Source organism: Dactylosporangium sp. NPDC050588, from assembly GCF_040654975.1.
In the GTDB taxonomy this organism is placed as follows: domain Bacteria; phylum Actinomycetota; class Actinomycetes; order Mycobacteriales; family Micromonosporaceae; genus Dactylosporangium; species Dactylosporangium maewongense.
Map to the genome: position 1 here is coordinate 102,625 of NZ_JBFAJA010000030.1, position 17,933 is coordinate 120,557.

At 72.7% G+C, this 17,933-nt stretch carries 14 protein-coding genes; 5 read left to right on the plus strand and 9 right to left on the minus strand.

Annotation, left to right across the window (positions count from 1 at the left end; translation table 11 throughout):
• The first annotated feature begins 33 nt into the window (after positions 1-33).
• Positions 34-936: a sigma-70 family RNA polymerase sigma factor gene (locus AB0I21_RS22315; protein ID WP_360563756.1), complete on the plus strand. Its 903-nt coding sequence runs from the start codon at positions 34-36 to the stop codon at positions 934-936.
• 692 nt (positions 937-1,628) lie between these two features.
• Here AB0I21_RS22315 and AB0I21_RS22320 read toward each other — a convergent pair.
• Positions 1,629-2,282 carry a methyltransferase domain-containing protein gene (locus tag AB0I21_RS22320; RefSeq protein ID WP_360563785.1) on the minus strand — a complete coding sequence of 218 codons (654 nt, stop codon included), beginning with the start codon at positions 2,280-2,282 and terminating at the stop codon, positions 1,629-1,631.
• A gap of 214 nt (positions 2,283-2,496) precedes the next feature.
• On the opposite strand from AB0I21_RS22320, the gene AB0I21_RS22325 reads away from it, so the two are divergent.
• The gene (locus AB0I21_RS22325) at positions 2,497-4,353 is read left to right on the plus strand and encodes a hypothetical protein (RefSeq protein ID WP_360563758.1); all 1,857 of its coding nucleotides are present in this window, start codon (positions 2,497-2,499) and stop codon (positions 4,351-4,353) included.
• Here AB0I21_RS22325 and AB0I21_RS22330 read toward each other — a convergent pair.
• From AB0I21_RS22330 to AB0I21_RS22340, 3 genes are all read right to left on the minus strand, one after another.
• Complete coding sequence (locus AB0I21_RS22330) at positions 4,350-5,690, minus strand: condensation domain-containing protein (protein ID WP_360563760.1); 1,341 nt, start codon at positions 5,688-5,690, stop codon at positions 4,350-4,352. The two genes, AB0I21_RS22325 and AB0I21_RS22330, sit on opposite strands and share 4 nt — an antisense overlap.
• 114 nt (positions 5,691-5,804) lie before the next feature.
• Positions 5,805-6,860, minus strand: a complete 1,056-nt coding sequence (locus tag AB0I21_RS22335) for a hypothetical protein (protein WP_360563762.1) — start codon at positions 6,858-6,860, stop codon at positions 5,805-5,807.
• Positions 6,857-7,381 (minus strand): sigma factor-like helix-turn-helix DNA-binding protein, encoded by a 525-nt coding sequence (locus tag AB0I21_RS22340; protein WP_360563763.1) that lies wholly within the window; start codon positions 7,379-7,381, stop codon positions 6,857-6,859. The genes AB0I21_RS22335 and AB0I21_RS22340 overlap by 4 nt, the downstream gene beginning before the upstream one ends.
• 85 nt (positions 7,382-7,466) lie before the next feature.
• Here AB0I21_RS22340 and AB0I21_RS22345 point away from each other — a divergent pair, with 85 nt between their 5' ends.
• Positions 7,467-8,816 (plus strand): hypothetical protein, encoded by a 1,350-nt coding sequence (locus AB0I21_RS22345; RefSeq protein WP_360563765.1) that lies wholly within the window; start codon positions 7,467-7,469, stop codon positions 8,814-8,816.
• Positions 8,813-9,784, plus strand: coding sequence for a DUF6569 family protein (locus AB0I21_RS22350; RefSeq protein WP_360563767.1), 972 nt, complete (start codon positions 8,813-8,815; stop codon positions 9,782-9,784). The genes AB0I21_RS22345 and AB0I21_RS22350 overlap by 4 nt, the downstream gene beginning before the upstream one ends.
• Positions 9,785-10,089: 305 nt before the next feature.
• Here the strand turns inward: AB0I21_RS22350 and AB0I21_RS22355 are convergent, their stop codons facing one another.
• The 4 genes from AB0I21_RS22355 to AB0I21_RS22370 all read right to left on the minus strand — a co-directional run bounded on the left by AB0I21_RS22355 (position 10,090) and on the right by AB0I21_RS22370 (position 14,459).
• The gene (locus tag AB0I21_RS22355) at positions 10,090-12,042 is read right to left on the minus strand and encodes a hypothetical protein (protein ID WP_360563769.1); all 1,953 of its coding nucleotides are present in this window, start codon (positions 12,040-12,042) and stop codon (positions 10,090-10,092) included.
• Between the two features lie 84 nt (positions 12,043-12,126).
• Positions 12,127-12,549, minus strand: coding sequence for an XRE family transcriptional regulator (locus AB0I21_RS22360; protein ID WP_360563770.1), 423 nt, complete (start codon positions 12,547-12,549; stop codon positions 12,127-12,129).
• A gap of 106 nt (positions 12,550-12,655) precedes the next feature.
• The gene (locus AB0I21_RS22365; RefSeq protein ID WP_360563771.1) at positions 12,656-13,939 is read right to left on the minus strand and encodes an MAB_1171c family putative transporter; all 1,284 of its coding nucleotides are present in this window, start codon (positions 13,937-13,939) and stop codon (positions 12,656-12,658) included.
• Entirely contained in the window at positions 13,929-14,459 is a 531-nt protein-coding gene (locus AB0I21_RS22370; RefSeq protein ID WP_360563773.1) for a hypothetical protein, read from the minus strand. The genes AB0I21_RS22365 and AB0I21_RS22370 overlap by 11 nt, the downstream gene beginning before the upstream one ends.
• Before the next feature lie 181 nt (positions 14,460-14,640).
• Between AB0I21_RS22370 and AB0I21_RS22375 the strand changes: the two genes are divergently transcribed.
• Positions 14,641-16,059 carry a lectin gene (locus AB0I21_RS22375; protein ID WP_360563774.1) on the plus strand — a complete coding sequence of 473 codons (1,419 nt, stop codon included), beginning with the start codon at positions 14,641-14,643 and terminating at the stop codon, positions 16,057-16,059.
• A gap of 29 nt (positions 16,060-16,088) precedes the next feature.
• Here AB0I21_RS22375 and AB0I21_RS22380 read toward each other — a convergent pair whose 3' ends face one another.
• Positions 16,089-17,084, minus strand: coding sequence for a LacI family DNA-binding transcriptional regulator (locus tag AB0I21_RS22380; protein ID WP_360563776.1), 996 nt, complete (start codon positions 17,082-17,084; stop codon positions 16,089-16,091).
• Positions 17,085-17,933: the final 849 nt, after the last annotated feature.

Sequence of the window (17,933 nt, forward strand, 5' to 3'; positions counted from 1 at the left end):
TTGTGACACGAGACCGAAGGGGTCCGCCTGAGGGTGAACGAACAGACGGGAACGACAGCGGCACAGTCCGACGAGGTCCTCGTGGCGGCGGCCCGCGACGGTGACCGGGCCGCCGTGGAGGCCCTCGCCGCGCGCTACCTGCCGCTGGTCCACTCCGTCGTCGGCCGCGGCGCCGACCGGGACCTCGACGTCGACGACATCGTCCAGGACGCGATGGTCCGTGTCGTGACGGGGGTTTCGACGGTACGGCAGGCCGGGCGCTTCCGGTCGTGGGTGGTGACGATCGCCCTGCGGCAGCTCGCCGACGCCCGCGCGGAGGCCCGCCGGGCCAGGCTGACCCGCGGCGAGGACCAGCCGGACGGCCTGCCCGACACCGCCGACCCGGCGGCGGACTTCGTCGGCCTCGCCGTCCTGCGGCAGGTCCTGGACGTCGAGCAGCGGGGGATCGCGGAGGCGGCCCGCTGGCTGGACCCGGCGCACCGCACGGTCCTGTCGCTGTGGTGGCTGGAGGCCGGCGGTCACCTGACCCGCGCCGAGGTCGCCGACGCCCTCGACCTGCCGGCCGCGCACGCCGGGGTGCGGGTGCAGCGGATGCGCGAGCAGCTCGACGTGGCCCCGCTCGGTGGTCCGCGCCCTGGACGCGTCGCCCGGCTGCTGCCCGGCGCTGCGCGAGGTGGTGTCCGGCTGGGACGGCGAGCCGGACCCGTTGTGGCGCAAGCGGATCGCCCGGCACGTCCGCGACTGTCCACAGTGCACGGATCGGTCCCGCCGGCTCCCGGCGGCGGAGGGCCTCCTCGCCGGCCTGCCGCTCCCGGTGCCCCCACCGAAGGCGACCACCGGTGGATGGGCGCTCAAGGCCTTCGCACTGGCCGGCGGCGCCGCGGCCCTGGCGCTCGCGCTCGTGATCGGCGTGACGGTGTGGCGGCAGCCGGATGAGCCGCGGCGGGAGGTGCCGGCCGCCCGCGACCGCCCAGGCGCCCGCACCGTCGTCGCCCGCCGCCTCCCCGGCCGCACCGTCCCCGTCCGTGCCGCCGTTCTTCGCCGTCTCCCGCGTCGAGGTCCTTCGTGGCCGCACCGCTGTTGGACAGGAAGCCGAACGGGTCCTTGAGGGTGGTGTCGTCGAAGATCCAGACGGACCGGTCGCCGTACCGGGTGCTCTGCCCGTTGTCGCGCCCCGCCACCCGCTGCTGCTTGGATCGAGTGGCTGGCCTGCTCTGAGGGAAGCGGTTGGATGGGGCGGGAAAAGCGGCGCAGGCAGGACGGCGGTGTGCGTCGCGTGGTGTGACGACCTGGCTGAAGAGGGCTGCGTCCGGAGACCTCGCCGCGTCCGGCTGTCCGGACGCGGTCTTGTCAGGGCGGTGTGTGGGTCGCCGGCGCCCGGGGGTTCTGATGGGCCTGCGGTCGGGCTTCTTTCGCCGGGGGCGCCGCGGGTTTGTGCACCGTGTGAAGCCCCGGCGCCGGAGTGCCGGGGGTGTGGTCGCGGACATGGTGGTTCCGGGTGGCGGCGCGAAAGTTTCCCGGCTGACGCCTGGCCGAGCGGCGGGGCAGGTGGACCTTACGGAGAGGTGCCTGACCGACACCGCCGGCGACGCTGGGTGGCCGGGGTCCGGGTGGTGGTGGCGAAACTTTCAGGCGGGGCGGCGGGCGATCGCGATCACGGACTGGCCGAACGGTGGGGTGACGAAGCGTTCGGCGAAGCGGGTCATCGGGGCGACCGTCGAGTCGTAGAACTTGACCATCATGCCGGGGCCGGGCTTCTGGCGCAGGAGGCAGGTGGAGACGTAGTAGCCGATCAGGCCGAGCGAGTTGGCGTAGTGCAGCTTCTCGATCTCCAGGTCGGCGGCGAGCAGCACCTCACGCATGGTCTTCTTGGTGTACCGGCGGACGTGGCCGGTCGCGATGTCGGCGGGGCCCATCGCGAAGGGGAACGCCGGCACCACGATGATCACGTGGCCGCCGGGGCGGACCAGGGAGCGCATGGTGCGCAGGGCGCCCAGGTGGTCCTCGATGTGCTCCAGGACGTTGTACGACACGGCGGCGCTGTGCTCGGCGGTGACGTCGCTGGGCAGCATGAGCTCGCGGATCGACACCTCGCGGTCGGCCGAGAAGCGCTCCTTGAGCGCGAGCAGCCGGTCCGGGTCGGCCTCCGTGACCGTCATGCGCGGAGCGTGCTCCAGCCACTCCGCCGCATAGTCGCCCAGGCCCGCGCTGACCTCGATCGGGTCGTCGCCCAGGTACGGCGTCGCGAACGCGACGAACCACTTGCGGTGGTTCTTCGCCATCGCGAGGCCCTCGAGCACCTCGGACTGGATGAGCTGGTCACCGAGGATCTCCGAACTGCGATCCCGATCGCCTCCAGGCGGCACGGCGTTCTCCTCGGTAGCTCGGCGATCCAACGGTCTGATCATGTTATCCGGAATTGGCGTAGTTTATCGGCGTCGATGCCGGGAGGCCAGTGCGTGCGTCACGGGCCCCTGGACAGCTATGGTCTCACCCGTGAAAACAGGCGGAAAGAACGCGCTTGTCGTCGTGAGCTACGTGGTCTTCTCCGTCGTGCTCTTCCACCATCTGTGGGCGGCACCCCAGACCCGGATGCTGGCCGACAACAACCAGGACCAGGTCTTCTTCGAGTGGGTGCTCACGCACGCCGCGCGGCTGTTCACCCACGGTGACACCCCGTTCTTCACCGACCAGCTCAACGCGCCGCTGGGCGTGAACCTGATGGCCAACACGTCCATCCTGGGCCTCGCCCTGCCGCTCGCCCCGATCACGCTGCTGTTCGGTGCGCCGGTCACGTTCGCCGTCATCAGCACGATCGCGCCGGCCGGCACCGCCATCGCCTGGTTCTTCATGCTGCTGCGCTGCGGCGTGGTCCGGACCCGGACGGCAGCCTACCTGGGAGCGCTCTTCTGCGGTTTCGGCCCCGCGATGATCTCGCAGACGACCGGCCACCCCAACATCGCCGGCCAGTTCATGATCCCCCTGATCCTGTGGGCCGTGTTCCGGATGCGCGAGCCCGGCGACACGGTCCGCAAGGGTCTCGTGCTCGCCGCGCTCGTCGTGTACCAGTGCTTCATCAACGAAGAGGTCCTGTTCCTCGCGGCGTTCGCGTTGCTGGTGTTCCTGCTGGTGTTCCTGCGGCCCAGCGAGATGCTCCCGGCCGCGCGGGCGGCACTGCCGGCGCTCGGCGTCACCGCCCTCGCCGCGGGGCTCGTCATGGCGTACCCGCTCTGGCACCAGTTCACCGGCCCGCAGGCGTACCACGGGCTGCCCGACTTCGTGCACGGCTTCAGCGCCGACCTCTACGGGTTCTCGAACTTCAGCCGCCGCTCCATCCTCGGTGACATCCCGCGCATCGAGAAGCTCGGCGGCCCGACGGAGGAGAACACGTTCTTCGGCTGGCCGCTGCTGCTGCTCCTGCCCGCCGCCGCGGCCTCCCTCTGGCGGCACCGGGGCGCCCGGGCGCTGTTCGTCACCGCGGTCGTGTTCTCGCTGCTGTCGCTCGGCCCGGTCGTGCGGTACAAGGGCGAGGAGACCACCTGGCACGGCCCGTGGCGCTTCCTGGTCGACCTGCCGCTGTTCGACTCGGTGGTGCCGACCCGGGTCGCGCTCGTCGTGACCCCGCTCGTGGGTGTGCTGCTGGCGATCCTCGTCGACCGGTTCGTGGTGCCGCCACCGGTCACCCGGCCGGAGCCGGTCGAGGAGGCCGCGTTCGCCTCGGAGGCGCCGGCCACGGACGCCGTCGCGGACACCGACGGCACGGACGACGGCAAGGCCGGCGACAAGGCACGGGACACGTTCCAGGACGACGACGAGGAGCCGCTGCCGTACGCGGGCCGCTGGCTGTGGGCCGCCGCCCTCGCGATGGCGCTGCTGCCGCTCGTACCGACGCCGCAGCCGACGAACGACCGGCCGCTGGCGCCGGTGTTCTTCAGCAGCGGCATGTGGCGCGAGCACGTGCCGGACCAGGCCACCGTCGTCGTCATCCCCGGCGGCTGGTGGGAGGGCCTCGACGCGATGCGCTGGGCCGTCGACTCGGACATCGACTTCAAGATCGCCGGTGGCTACTTCCTCGCCCCCGACCCGAACGACCCCGAGCACAAGGCCATGTTCGGCCCGACGTACCCGCCGACGTGGAGCCTGCTGGGCCAGGTCGGCAACGACGGCGTCGTGCCCCAGCTCGGCCCCGAGCACGTCGCCCAGGCCCGCACCGACCTCGCGTACTGGAAGGCGGACCGCATCATCCTCGCCGACAGCCACGGCAACAGCGACGCCGTGCGCCAGACCGCCGACCAGCTCTTCGGCCCTGGCGAGCACATCGCCGACGTGTGGGTCTGGAAGGTGCAGCACTAGGCGCCGAGCGCCTGGGTGACGATCAGCTCCTCGATGCCGTAGAGGAACGTGGTCATGTCGTCGCGGGGCATGAGGGCGCTGTCGGCGGTCATGGCCAGCTCCAGGGCGCCGGGGGCGTCCTGGGCGTCCAGGGCGAACGACACGCCCCGGCGCGGCTCGTGCTCCACCGGCCAGGTGAGCGTGGTGCGGGTGAGGGCCTCGCGCAGCGGTGCCGGCGCGGGGGCGGCGAAGCCCAGCGCCGGCATCAGCCCCCGCTGGTCGTTGACGAAGCACGAGTGGTCGCAGGTGCTGTCGAGGGCGGCGACGTCACGGTCGAGGGCGAGCTTGTCGTAGTACGCGTGGCGTTGCGCGGACATGGCGGCGCCGAACGTGCGGCGCACGAGGTCCGGGAACGCGACCCGGGTGCCGGTGAGGTGGAACAGCCCTTCCTGGGCGATCGTGGTGATCCCGTCCGCCATGCCCGGCAGGAACCGGTTGTTGACGACGACCTGGAAGACGGCCTCGTCGACACCGGTGATCCGGGTGGCGGAGGTGGCGGCCGCGGCGAGGACGACCGAGGCGGGGGTGACGGACAGGTCCGCAGCGACCCGGTCCAGCGCCAGGCCGAGCGCGGGGGAGTTGAGCACCGCGTTCGGGAACGTGGCCGCCGGCGCGGTGCCGGCCCGGGCCGGGAACATGCTCGCCGGGCCGCTGCCGAGCTTCGACAGCCACGAGCGGCGGGCGGCGGCGTCGCGCCGGCGGCCCCGGTCGGAGGTCTGGAACGCCGCCTCCTCAAGGGGCTGCAGCAGGTCCCGTCGCGGCAGCGTCCCGTGTACGAGCGCCGCGAAGTCCGCGAGGAGGTTGCGCAGACCCCACCCGTCGGAGGCGGTGTGCGACAGGAAGAACACCACGTAGCGGATACCGCCGCCGGCGTGGACGACGCCGACCCGCAGCGGCCACTCGCGGGTCGCGTCGAACGGGACGGCGAGCAGCTCGTCGCGCAGCGCGTACGCGGCCTCGGTGACCGCCTCCCCGGCGGCGAACCGGGTCACGAGCGGGATGCCGCCCGAGGCGTGCACGACCTGGTCGAGGTGGCCGTCGTCGGCCGAGCGCAGCCGCGTCCGCAGCGACTCGTGCAGCAGCACCAGCGACCGCACCGCGGCCTCGACGCGGTCCGCGGGGACCGGCGACGGCAGCGGCATGCCGCCGGAGACGTTGTACCGTGCGGCGTCGGTGCCGAGGTTGCGCACCACGTCCCAGATCGCCTGCTGTCCCCACGTGGCCGGCCCCGACCCGGCCCGCCCGCCGGTGAACGTGACCTCCGACCGCCGGTCCGCCTGGATCTCCACCACTGCCATGCCGCACTCCCACCGTGTAGCCCGCCGAAGACCCGAGTCTTGTGCACCGCGGCGGCCGTGTCGACGGCGCCGCGAAGCTGTATATGCAGGGGTCCGTACGGTTCCCGGGCCCGCTCACAGGCAGTACGTGCGGACCTTGACGACCGGCAGCCCCAGCGGGCCGGCGACGCTCCTGGCGTCCTGCTCGGTGGCGAAGTACACGACCGTGTAGCTGGTCGCCGGCAGGCCGCCGAGCACCGCCGCGGACCCCACGTCGCAGCCGGTCGGCACGACCGAGGCGCGATATCCGAGCCGGCCGAGGTCGCCGGCCTTCTCGGTGACCGGTCCGCCCTCGACGTCGGCGACCACCGCCCACGCCTCGCCGCCGTTCACCGGCTTCACGGCGCGCACCGTCGACGGCGGCGGGGCGCAGGTCGCCTTGTACGGGCACATCCGGCCGACGAGCTCCTGGGTCAGGAGCGTCTCCCACCTGTCGGCGCCGAGGCCGTCGAGCACGGCGATCGCGGTGCCAACCCGGACCACCACGAACCTGTACGGCTCCCCGGTGTGCTCACCGGCCCCGTCCCGCGGCAGCGCCACGGTGACGGTCAGCGCCTCGGCGCCCAGCGGCGGGCTCGCCACGGGCTGCAGCACCTCCGCGTCCCCGAAGCCGCTGCACTGCCGCATCCGCGGGCGGAGGTCCCGCATGACGGCCTTGGCGGCGTCCTCGTCGGCGTACACGTACAGGGACTGGGTGGCCTGGACCCGCTGCGCCTCCTTCCCGAAGAACAGCGCGAGGGACCGGCGGGCGACGGGGGTGCCGAGGCACCCCGCGTTGTAGTCGTGGTTGTCGATGGCCTGCTCGGCGCCCGCGTTGCCCGTGTCGCCCACGCCGCCCGCCTCGCCCACCAGGAAGCCCGGCGGGACGCGTTCGGGGCGGTTGCCGGTCGGGGTCGGCGCCGCCGGTACCGACGCCGAAACCGCAGGCAGGATCGGCGCGGTCGGCCGGTCGGGGTCGTGCAGGACCGACCACCCGCCGGTGAGGACCGCGAGGACGGTCAGTCCGGCGACCGCCCCGCGCCCCGCGCGGCGGCGCCGCCCCAGGGTGGCGATCCGAGCCGCCGGCGGCGCGACCGCGGCCGCGTCGACGTGCTGCCGGAGCTTCGAGAACGCGTCGTCGACGCCGGTCATGGTTGCCTCACATCCTGCGAATCGGCGGCCGGATCGACGGCCGGGTCGGCAACGGTCAGCATCGGGGCGAGGGCCTGCCGGCCGCGGGCCAGGCGCGCCTTCACCGTGTTCTCGGGCGCGCCCTCCATCCGGGCGATCTCCGCGACCGCGAACCCGCCGAGGTGGTACAGCACGAGGGCGCGGCGCTGCGGCTCGGGCAGCCGGCGCAGCGCGGCCACGAGGTCCAGCGTCGCCGGGTCCGGCTCGGGCACCGGCGCCGGCGGGCCGTGCCGGGTCCAGCCCGCGAACGCGGTCCGGGCCCGCCGCCACCTGCTGATGACCAGGTTGTGCCCGACCCGGCCGATCCAGGCCCGCGGGTCGTCGTACGCGCTGATCCGCCGCCACCGCGACCAGGCCCGCACGTACACCTCCTGCGCCACGTCCTGCGCCTCGCCGAGGTCGCCCGTGTACGCGACGAGCTGCGCGACGAGCCCCCGGTAGGTGTCCCGGTAGAACTCCGCGAACGTGTCGGCGTCTGCCATGCCCAGGAACACGCCGCCGGCGGGCGCCCGGTTGCATACGGAAATGCATTCGTTCCAGTGATTTTCCGCGTGCCACCGTACGGGCATGAACGACTTCGTGCGGCACCTCCAGCGGCACGACACGGCGCTGCGGGTCCCGCGCGCCGGAGCCGTGCTGTTCGACGACGAGGCGGTGCACGCCTCGGCGTACCTTGCCGACCCGCAGCGGTACGCGCTGACCGCCCTCACCCCGGGGATCCTCGCCCCGCAGCGGGCCCGTCTGCTGCTGCAGCTGCTCCTCGCCTCCCGGGCCGGGCTCGGCGACGCCGTCCGCGACACCCTCGCCCGGGTGACCCGCGTGCTGGCGCTCGGGCTGGCGCCCGCCGACGTGCTGACCGTCCTGCTCGCCGTCCGGCGCCGCCGCGCCAACCACAAGCACGTCACCCGGACCGCGTTCACCGTCCTGCTCGAGCACCCGCGGGCCGCCGAGATCGTGGCCGCGCGGCGGGCCGTCGTGCAGGACTGCTTCGAGCACGCCCTCGGCCGCGGCACCGCCCGTGCCGTGCTCGACGCGGTGCGCCGTGGCGCCGCGCCGCGGCACCGCCTGCTGCGGTCCGTGCCGTCCGCCGGGGCCGTCGCGTCGCTGGTGCCGCTGGTGTACGAGCACCGCGCCGGCACCGTGCTCGTGCCGCTCCCGGCGACGGGTGGCGGTCTCGACCTGCGCACTGATCGGCCGGCGACCGTGACCGCCACCAACCGGGGCGACCTGGCGGCGACGCTCGTACACCTGCTGCGCGGCGGGCCGAGCGACGACCTGCGGCCGGCGGTCGAGCGCTACACCGACGCGGCCGTCGCCGGGCTGCCGCGCTACGAGGGCACGGTCGCGCTGGTGCTGGACGACTCGGCGTCGATGCGCGGGTACGGGGAGCGCGAGTGGGCCGTGGCGTCGCAGGTCGCCGCGCTGCGGCTGGTCCTGCAGCGGGTCTGCGCGCGGCTCGTGGTGGTGCCGGTCGGTCGTTCCTTGTCGGGGCTTTCGTCGGGCGTCTCGTCGGGCTTTGTGCCGGGCGGGTTCGGTGGGGCTACCGATCTTGCCACCGGGGTGCTGGACGCGTTGTCCGGTGCGGATGTGCCGGACGTCGTCGTGGTCGCCTCCGACGGGTACGAGAACCTGTACCCGGGCGACCTGGCGTGGGTCACCGCGGCGCTGCCGGGCGCCGGGGTGCGCACGCCGGTCGTGTTCTGCCAGGCCACGTACGGCCCCGCCGACGACCTGACGCTGCGCCGGCCCGCACCCGCACTGCCGCAGCTGCCGTTCTGGCACACCGATGACCTGGCGCCGCTCGTACTGTGGCTGCTGTCCCATGTGGACGGTGCCGCCGCGGACCGGTGGATCGTCGCGGAGCTGCGCCGCCGTCTGTCGGTCTTCGAGTCTGTCGTGGAAGGAGGCCCGTCATGAACCTGCCGGTCCCGGCCGGGGTGGACACCACCGGCTACCGGCTCGGCCCGCCGCAGCGGGCGGGCGCGCTGACCATGGTGCCGGTCTTCGGGCCGTCCTACCCGGGTATCGCGCCGCCGCGCAGCGGGCTGAAGCTCAGCCGGGTCGTCACGTACGGCCAGGTCGAGCTGACCAACCCATCGCCTTCCGGGGTGGCCATCGTGCCGCTGCACGTCGGCTACATCCAGGACGCGGCGCAGAACCACGCCCTGTGCCGGTCGGCGTTCATCGCGGCCGGGCAGACGCTGCGCTTCGACGACGCGTGCTGCGTGCAGGAAAGCCAGGGCGGTTACCTGTCCGAGCGCGACCAGTGGTTCTTCATCCTGCCGGTCGAGCTGCGCGCGGCGGCGCTGGGGCTGCGGGGGACCAACCAGTACAGCAAGCTGTGGGCCGACATCGCGCGGTTCAACGGCCGGCACGGCCTGCCCGCCCGCGGTCACCTCGAGCAGGTGCTGACCCGCAAGCGTGCGGTGCTCACCCAGTACCAGAGCCGCCTGGAGCTGCTGGACGGCCAGCTCGGCGCCCTCTTCTTCGTCGGCGACACCCTCGCCGGCGTGGAGATCGCGCCGGACCCCGTCTACTTCGCGGAGGTCTGGATGGCGCTGGTCTGCTTCGCCTACGGCCCGGCCGCGTGGTTCGCCTCCGCCTCCGCTGCTGCTGCTGCTGCCGCTGCTGCTGGTCCTGGCGCCGTTTGCGAGGCCGGCTCGCTGGACGACATCCGGGCCGCACTGCACCGGCGCCGGCGGTCCGTGGCGGAGGAGGTGAGCGACTGGCTGTCGCGCGCCGCATGGCAGCCGGACTCGGTCATCGAGGACGAGCGCTACCTTGACCTGCGACTGTCCACTGTGTCCGGCCCAGCCGCCGCCGGCCAGGTCGTGACGGACGGCTCCCGTCTCGTGTACGCGTCACTGTTCGCCACGGCCCTGTAATTCGATTGGCGCCACGACGCGGATCCGGTTGAATCACAGGTGTTGCGGGACTGCGTCAGGCCTCGCCGACAGGCCCCCCGATTCCAAGTCGGGGCACAAGTCGCTGAGAGAGCGGCCTATTTATGTCGGCACGGCGCTGGCCACACGCACCGCACCGCCTCCCAGGCGCCACCCCCGGACCTCCGGGGGTGGCGCCTTCCGGCTTTCCCCACCCCACGACTTCTGCCGCGGCCCGGAGCTGCGGGATGGCTGCTCCGGGCCGGTGGTTGGAACGACGGGTCGGGCATGGGGCCGACCGCAGGGTCCTAGCGGGTGGCGTCCGACTGGTCGCGGGCGTCGCGCTGGGTGGGGACCGGGTGGTCCGAGGAGTGGCGGGCGTAGCCGTTGCCGGCGGTGGGGCGGTCGGCGTCGTGTGCCTCGTGCGCGGCGGACCTCGGCTCGAACAGGCTGCGTGGCCTGGTCTCGCCGCGGCCGTTGGGGGCGAGCGGGGCGTGCTCGCCGGAGCGGCTGTCGCCGTCGGTGTCGCTCTCGGCGCCGTTGCCGTTGAGGCCGCCGTTGCCGTTGAGGCCGGCGGTGACGCCGTTGGGGGTGCCGAGCGACGCGTGCTCGCCGGATGCGCTGTCGTCGGCCGGGTCGGCGTCGTCGGCCTCGGTGTCCTGGGACGCGGGGTCGGCGCCGTTCGCGGGGATCCCGGCGAGCGGGCGGCCGGCGAGGGGGTGGCCCGTGCCGGTGATGGGCTGGCCGGTGAGCGGGTGGACCGCGACGGGCTGGCCGGTCAGCGGGTTCACGGCGACCGGCTGGGTCGCCGGCTGGCCGGCCACGGGCTGTGGCTGACCGGAAGGCTGGCCGGAGGCGGGCTGCGGCGAGGGTCCGGCCGACGGCTGGCCGCCGCCCGGCTCCTGCTCGGCCAGGCGCTGCTGCTCGGCGAGGCGCTGCTGGTCGGCGGCGCGTTCCGCGGGGGTGCGGACCGGGATCTTCGCGTACTCGCCGGTCTCGCCGCCCGCGGCGGCGGCCATGACGGCGGCGGCTGCCAGGTCGGCGACCCGCTTCGCCTCGCGCTGGACGCGGGCGCGGACCTCCTTGGCGTGCCGCTCCGCGCCCTCGGCGGCCGAGCGGGCCTCCTCGAGGCGGGCCATCTCCTCGGCCAGGTCCTGGCGGGTCTCCTGCAGACGCTGCTGGAACTGCTGGACCTCACGCTCGGTGGTCGCACCCTCGCGGCGGGTCTGGGCGAGGCGCTGCTGGTTGGTCTCGAGCTCGGCCTGCAGCTGGGACAGCGCCTGCCGGCGGGCCTGGATCTCGCGCTGGACGGTGGCGAGCTGGTGCTGGGCGGCGGTGTTCTGCTCGTCGCCGCGGCGGCGCAGCTCGGCGACGTGCTGCTCGGCCTCGGCCTTGACGGCGGCGCACTGCTCGTCGACGCCGGTCCGCTGGCGCACCAGCTCCTCCTCGACCGCCTCACGGTGCTCGGCGATCTCCTTCTCGGTCGTCTCGCGGTGCTCGGCGATCTCCTTCTCGGCCTGCGCCTTCCACTGGGCCAGCTCCTGCTGGGTCTGCTTGCGGGCGGCCTCGATCTCCTGCTGGATCTTGAGGTGGGCCGCCTCCAGGAGGGCCTTCGCCTGGGCCTGGGTGTGCTTGATCTGGGCGGCGCTCTGCTCGTTGATCCTGGCGGCCTCCTGCTCGGCGCGCTGCTGCGCGGCCTCACTGTTGGCCCGCAGCCGCTCGGCGACCTCACGGATCTCGGCGAGCTCGGCCTGCGCGGCCGCGCGGCGCTCCTCGTATGCCTGCTGCTCCTCGGTGCGGCGCTGCGCCAGCTCGTCCTCGAGGTCCTGGAGGGTCTTCGCGGCCAGCTCACGGGCGTCGGCGAGGACCTTCTCGGCCTCGGCCTGGTGCTTCGCGGCCCGCTCCTGGGTGGTGCTGGTGATCTGGTTGGCCTGCTTCTCGGCGAGCGCGAGGATGTCGTCGACCATCGGCCCGAGGTGCCGGAACGAGGCCTTGTCGACGTGCGCCGGCCGGTCCTTGACCTCGTTCAGCTCCTGCTGGAGCTGCTGGCGCTGCGCCTGCATCGACCGCAGCCGGGTGTCGAGGTCCTGCCGGTCGGCCTCGATCCGCCGGCGCTCCTGCGCGAGCTGGGCCAGCTCGCGGTCCCGCTTTGCGAGGTACTGGTCGACCTGTCCCTGGTCATACCCACGAAGCGCGACCTTGAAGGCCGGCCGCGCGCCGGAATCCTCGCGAGCCGTCGCCAGCTCTCCGCCCTGGGACATGTGCCAACCCTCCATACCATCGCGAGCGCGATCCGCCGCCACGCTACCGTCGCCTGCCGTCGGGCCAACACCCCGCCCGGCGTGTCAGTTTCGCACCACATCGGTGGGCGGAGGATCGTCCGGAAGGCCCTCGATCCTGCGCGCGTGCTCGATCATGCCGTGGATCGCCTGGAGGCTCGGCCCCGACAGCCCGGCCGCGCGCAGCGCCATGGTGCGCACCGCGTTGTCCCGCAGCGCGGCGAGCAGCTCCAGCTGCTCGTCGATGCGCCGCGCGGCCTCGTCGTCGAGGAAGTACGCGGCGTTCACCCCGAAGAACTCGGCGAGCGCCTCGAGGTGCCGTTTGGTCGGGTTGTCCCGTGCTCCTTTGCGCAGTTGCCAGATGTACGTGTGGGAGATCATCACTCCGCGTGCCCGGATGGCGGCGGCGACCTCCTCGTAGCTGTACTCGCCGCGACCCGGCGGGTGGACCGTGCTGAAGAGACGGTCGAGCTTCTCCGCGAGGGTCACATGGCCTCCTGGGACGTAGACGCTTGACAATCGCACCCCTGCGATGGAAATCTCCATCATAAGCTCAGATTTATGGACGATGTCGCCCCATAAACTGAAGTTGACGTCATCCTTCCGGGTGGGACGGATCGTGGCCGGCGAAGGTAACGGGGGTGGCCACGACGCCCTGCGCGGCCGCGACGCGGTACCGCCGCGAGAGGCCGAGCAGCGCCCGGACTTCGGCGTCGACATCGGGCCCGCCGGCCGACTGGGAGGCGTTCGGCGGGCCGGGGGCCTGCCCTGCGGTGTGCACCGGAGCATGCCCAGGTGCCGGCTCCTGAGCTGGTGCCGGGCCGCTGCCGGGGGGCAAGCCCGGCGCCACCGCACCGTCACCGGCCGTCACGGATCCGCCGGAGTCATCCAGAGAACCGCGGGCGCGCAGGACCGCGGCCCGCAGGGCGATGGCGTCGGCCTCGGTGTCGCCCGCGCGGCCGGCGAGGAGCCACTGGGCGTCGCGGATCTCGATGATCCGGCGGTACAGGCGAAGCTCGACGCTGCGAAGAGCGACCAACTCGCCGAGCCGGCCGGGTGGGTCGCCGAGCACGACACCGGGCGCGGCGGTCGCCAGGTCCCGCCACAGCGGGCGCAGTCGCTGCAGAGCCACGTAGCGTGACGTCCAGCGCCGCAGGCCACCCATCGCGGGCAGGGCGGCGCCGGTGCCGAAGAACAGCAGCATCATGGCCAGCAGCATGCGGGAGACGCTCTGCGCGGCGGGGTGGTCGAGGGCGCGGCTGCCGGCGGCGTGGCTGATCTGGTAGATGACGCGGTTCGCCATGAACAGCAGCCCGACCACCGCGCCGGCGCTGAGCAGCCACATCCCGATCCGCAGCCGCCACGGCGCGGCACCCCGACCGGCGGGGCGGAAGAGGACCAGCGCGCAGATCAGCCCGACGGTCAGGCCGAGCTGCGTCAGCGTGGCGTACGCGGTGACCAGCGGCGTCCCGGCCTGCTCGTAGACGAAGTCGTAGCGCTCGGGGCGGCGCGGGGCGAGCAGGAACAGCACGGTCATCGCCACGGCCGTCACGCTCAGCAGCACATACGCGGCGCGGCGGAGCTTGGCGAAGCGGGCCGGGTCCGGGGACAGCAGCCCGACGAGGTGGACCATGCCGGCGGACGCGGCGACGGTCGCGAGGTTCTTCAACGGTACTGAGATGTCCGGCACGTGCAGCACGGTGTCGGTCGCGAACGAGATCTCCCGCCGGTTGAACGTGAACGACACCGTCGCCAGCAGCACGACGAGCCGGATGGCCTTGCCCCGCGGGGTCTGCGGCGTCGCGAACCGCCAGATCGTGAACGCCCAGAACGTGGTCAGGACCAGGATCTCGACGAAGTCGACGGCGTCACCGGCCACGGCGCTCGACCAGGAACGGCTCGGCGAGGGCGTCGTACAGGTTGCCCAGGGCGGGGTCGGCGGGCGGCCGGGCGGCGGCCGTGGTGGCGGCCCGCTCGTTGAGCATCGTGGCGATCATCTCCGCGACCTGTTCCTGTGGCGCGCTGTACGACGAGCGGTGCAGCACCCTGGCGACGGTCGCCGGGTCGAGGTCGGGCAGCAGCAGTGCGGTCACGTCATCGGGCTCCGGCTCGGGCGCGACGTGGTCGCACAGGATGTGGCCGATCTCGTGCAGGATGATGTGCTGCTGGTGCAGCCAGCCGGCGCCGGCCGCGTAGAAGACGTGGTCGGCCTTGTCGGTCGCCAGCCACAGCCCGCACGCGGTGCCGTCGACGCCCGCGTCCGGCAGCTGGTGCAGGTGCAGGTCGCGCCCGCGCGCGGCGGCCACCGACGCGCAGAACGCCCGCAGGTCGAACGGGTCCGGGACGTCGAGCCCGGCCAGCATCCGCTTGACCTGTTTCTCCAGCGTTCGCAGCCGCATCCACGCTCCAGCCGACCATCGGTGCCCGTTCGGGTCCCACCATAGGCCCCCGGCCGGACCGGCAGGTGGCTCTGGCGTCCGACGTCACTTTCATTTGTTCACCTCTATTGACAGCGTTCGAGGAGTCGTCGTACGTTGCCTGGACTTACTCGGTTCAGTAAACCTTCTTCAAGGAGCCCCCGTGCGAAGAGCCTGGATCGTGGTCGCCACCGCCCTGGCGACCGCAGTGACCGCCGTCGTCGCCGTGGTCGCCCAGCCGCGGCCCCAGTCCGCCGAAGCGTTCCCCGCGTCGTCACGCAGCGCGCTGATCGGCTACCTGAGCGGGATCAGCGGGCAGTACACCGTCACCGGCCAGCACAACCGTGAACCCAACGCCGACCCGACCAAGTGGACCAGGGTCGCCCAGCAGCTCACCGGCCAGACGCCGGGCCTGTGGGGCGGCGACTTCCTGTTCCAGTCCGCCGACGTGTCGTCCCGCCAGACGATGGTCAGCGAGGCGATCCGGCAGTGGCAGGGCGGCTCGCTCGTCGCGCTGACCTGGCACATGTGCCCGCCGACCGTGGGCTCGACCTGCGGCTGGGACGGCGCCGGCGTGCTCAGCCACCTGAGCGACACCCAGTGGAGCCAGCTGGTCACCGACGGTACGTCGCTGAACGCCGCCTTCAAGAACCGCCTCAACGAGGCCGTGCCCTACCTGCGGCAGCTGCAGAACGCCGGCGTGCCGGTGCTCTTCCGCCCGGTCCACGAGATGAACGAGGGCTGGTCGTGGTGGGGCGGCCGGCCGGGCGCGAACGGCAGCCGCAAGCTCTTCCAGATCGTGCACGACCACTACGCCGCCCAGGGCCTCACCAACCTCGTGTGGGTGTGGAACGTCAAGGACGTCAACATGGGCTCGATCGCCGACTACTGGCCGGGCCCGTCCTATGTGGACCTGGCGACGCTCGACATGTGGGTGAAGTACGCGCCGAGCACCTCGGACTACCAGGCGATGCTGAACATCGCCGGCGGCAAGCCGATCGCCCTCGCCGAGGTCGGCCAGGTGCCGAGCGTCGCGCTGCTGCAGGCGCAGCCGCGGTGGACGTACTTCATGGTGTGGGCGGAGTACCTCACGGACCCGGCGTACAACACCAACGCGGCCGTGCAGAACACGTACTTCAACAGCCGGGTCCTGGTCCGGGGCGAGTTCACCGTGCCCGGCTCCGGCGGCGGGGGCGGCTCGGGGACCGGCCAGATCACCGGCCTCGCCGGCAAGTGCCTCGACGTGGCCGCGGCCGGCACCGCCAACGGCACCAAGGTCCAGCTGTACACCTGCAACGGCACCGGCGCGCAGCAGTGGACCGTCGGGACCGACGGCACGATCCGGGCCCTCGGCAAGTGCCTCGACGTCGCCGGCGGCACCAACGCGGACGGCACGAAGGTCCAGCTCTGGGACTGCGTCGGCAACGACCACCAGCAGTGGAGCCGGGTGGGGCAGACCCTGGTCAACCCGGCGACCGGCCGGTGCCTGGACGCGACGGGGCAGTCCAGCGCCGACGGCACCCAGATCCAGATCTGGACCTGCAACGGCCAGACCAACCAGCGATGGACCCTGCCGGCGTGAGTTCGCCGGTGTACCGTCCCCGCGGTCGCTCAGGCGGCGGGGGCGGTGCTGTCCCGGACGGCCAGGGTGGGGTTGGTGTACCGGACGCTGCGCGGCGGCCGCCCGTCGACGCACTCCAGCAGGAGCCTGGCGGCGCGGGCACCGTAGTCGGCGATGTTGCGGCGCAGGACGGTCAGCGCCGGGTGGACCACCTCGCACAGCGGCGAGTCCTCCCACGCGAGCATCGACACCTCGTGCGGCACGCGGACACCCATCTCCGCCGCGACGCCGAGCCCGGCCAGGGCCATCACGTCGCTGTCGTAGACGATCGCGGTCGGCCGCTGCTTGCCGCTGAGGATGCGCCGGGTCGCCTGCGCGGCGGCGTCGCCCGTGTAGTCCGCGGCGACCACGGTCACCGTCATGGCGGTGCCCCTTGTCGTCGCCGCGATCGCGTCGGTACGCGCCTGCGTGTGCAACATGTCCGGCGGCCCGCTGACCCGCGTGACCCGCCGGTGCCCGAGCGACGCGAGGTACCCGACGACCTTCCCGGCCGACGCCGCTTCATCGGTCCACAGGTTGGCCAGGCCCGGGATCTCGCCGGTGCCGCCGACCACCACCGCCGGCAGGTCGAGCGCGAGCACGGCCGGCACCCGCGGGTCGTCGCGCTGCAGGTCGCACAGCACCACCCCGTCGACCCGCCGCTCGGCGTGCCACCTGCGGTGGACGGCGATCTCCTCCTCGGCGTTCGCCACGAACTGCAGGGCCAGCCCGAACCCGCGCGCCGACAGCTCCACCTGGATGCCGCTGATCAGCTGCCGCCGGAACACCTCGATGCTGAACGCCGCCGACGTACGCCGCAGCGTCAGCCCCACCGCGTCGGACGACGCCCCGTGCATCGCCACCGCCGGCCGGTGCACCGCGAACCCGAGCTCCGCCGCCACGTCCTGGATCTGCCTGCGCAGATCCTCGGACACTCCCGGCCGCCCGTTCAGCGCATACGAGACCGCGACCCTCGACACCCCGACACGCTGAGCGATGTCACTCATCGTCGGCCGCCGCCCCATCCGCAGCATCCTAGCCGCTCCCACCCCCATGATCCGGAAGACTCCTGGTCGCCGCGCGACAACAACTCTTCCGGATCATGAGAAAGCCACAACGCCCAGCCCCCGCGCCCGCCGTGCGGCCCCTGTTTTTCCGTGATCCGGTAAACCTTGTGCACCCAGGGCTGCACAAACTCTTCCGGATCATGAGGATCTGTGATCCCGAACGATTGTGGTCGCTCTGGCTACTGAAATCGCACGGGATCATGGGGCAGTGGCAGCCCTCGCTTGCTGGGCTGGTTGGTGCCGGGGTCGTTTCTCATGATCCGGAAGACTTCTGGTCGCCAGAGCGACAACAACTCTTCCGGATCATGGGGCGTCCGCGGCGGCCGGCCACCGGGTGCGGCGCGGTCCGGCCGGCGGCCCGCCTTCCCGTGATCCGGTAAACCTTGTGCACCCAGGGCTGCACAAACTCTTCCGGATCACGAGGCGGGGCCGTGATCCGGAAGCCTTCTGGTCGCCAGAGCGACAACAACTCTTCCGGATCATGAGGATCTGTGATCCCGAACGATTGTGGTCGCTCTGGCTACTGAAGTCGCACGGGATCATGGGGCAGGGGCAGTCCTCGCTTGCTGGGCTGGTTGGTGCCGGGGTCGTTTCTCATGATCCGGAAGAGTTTGTGCTCCTAGAGCGACACAAAGTCTTCCGGATCATGGGATGAGCGCGGCGGCCGGCCACCGGGTGCGGCGCGCACGCGCAGTCCGGCCGCGCGGAGCGCTGGCTGTGCGAGCGCAGCGAGCATTGGGGGTCCGGGGTGAGAATCCCCCGGCGGGCCCCGCCGCGGCAGCGGTGGGG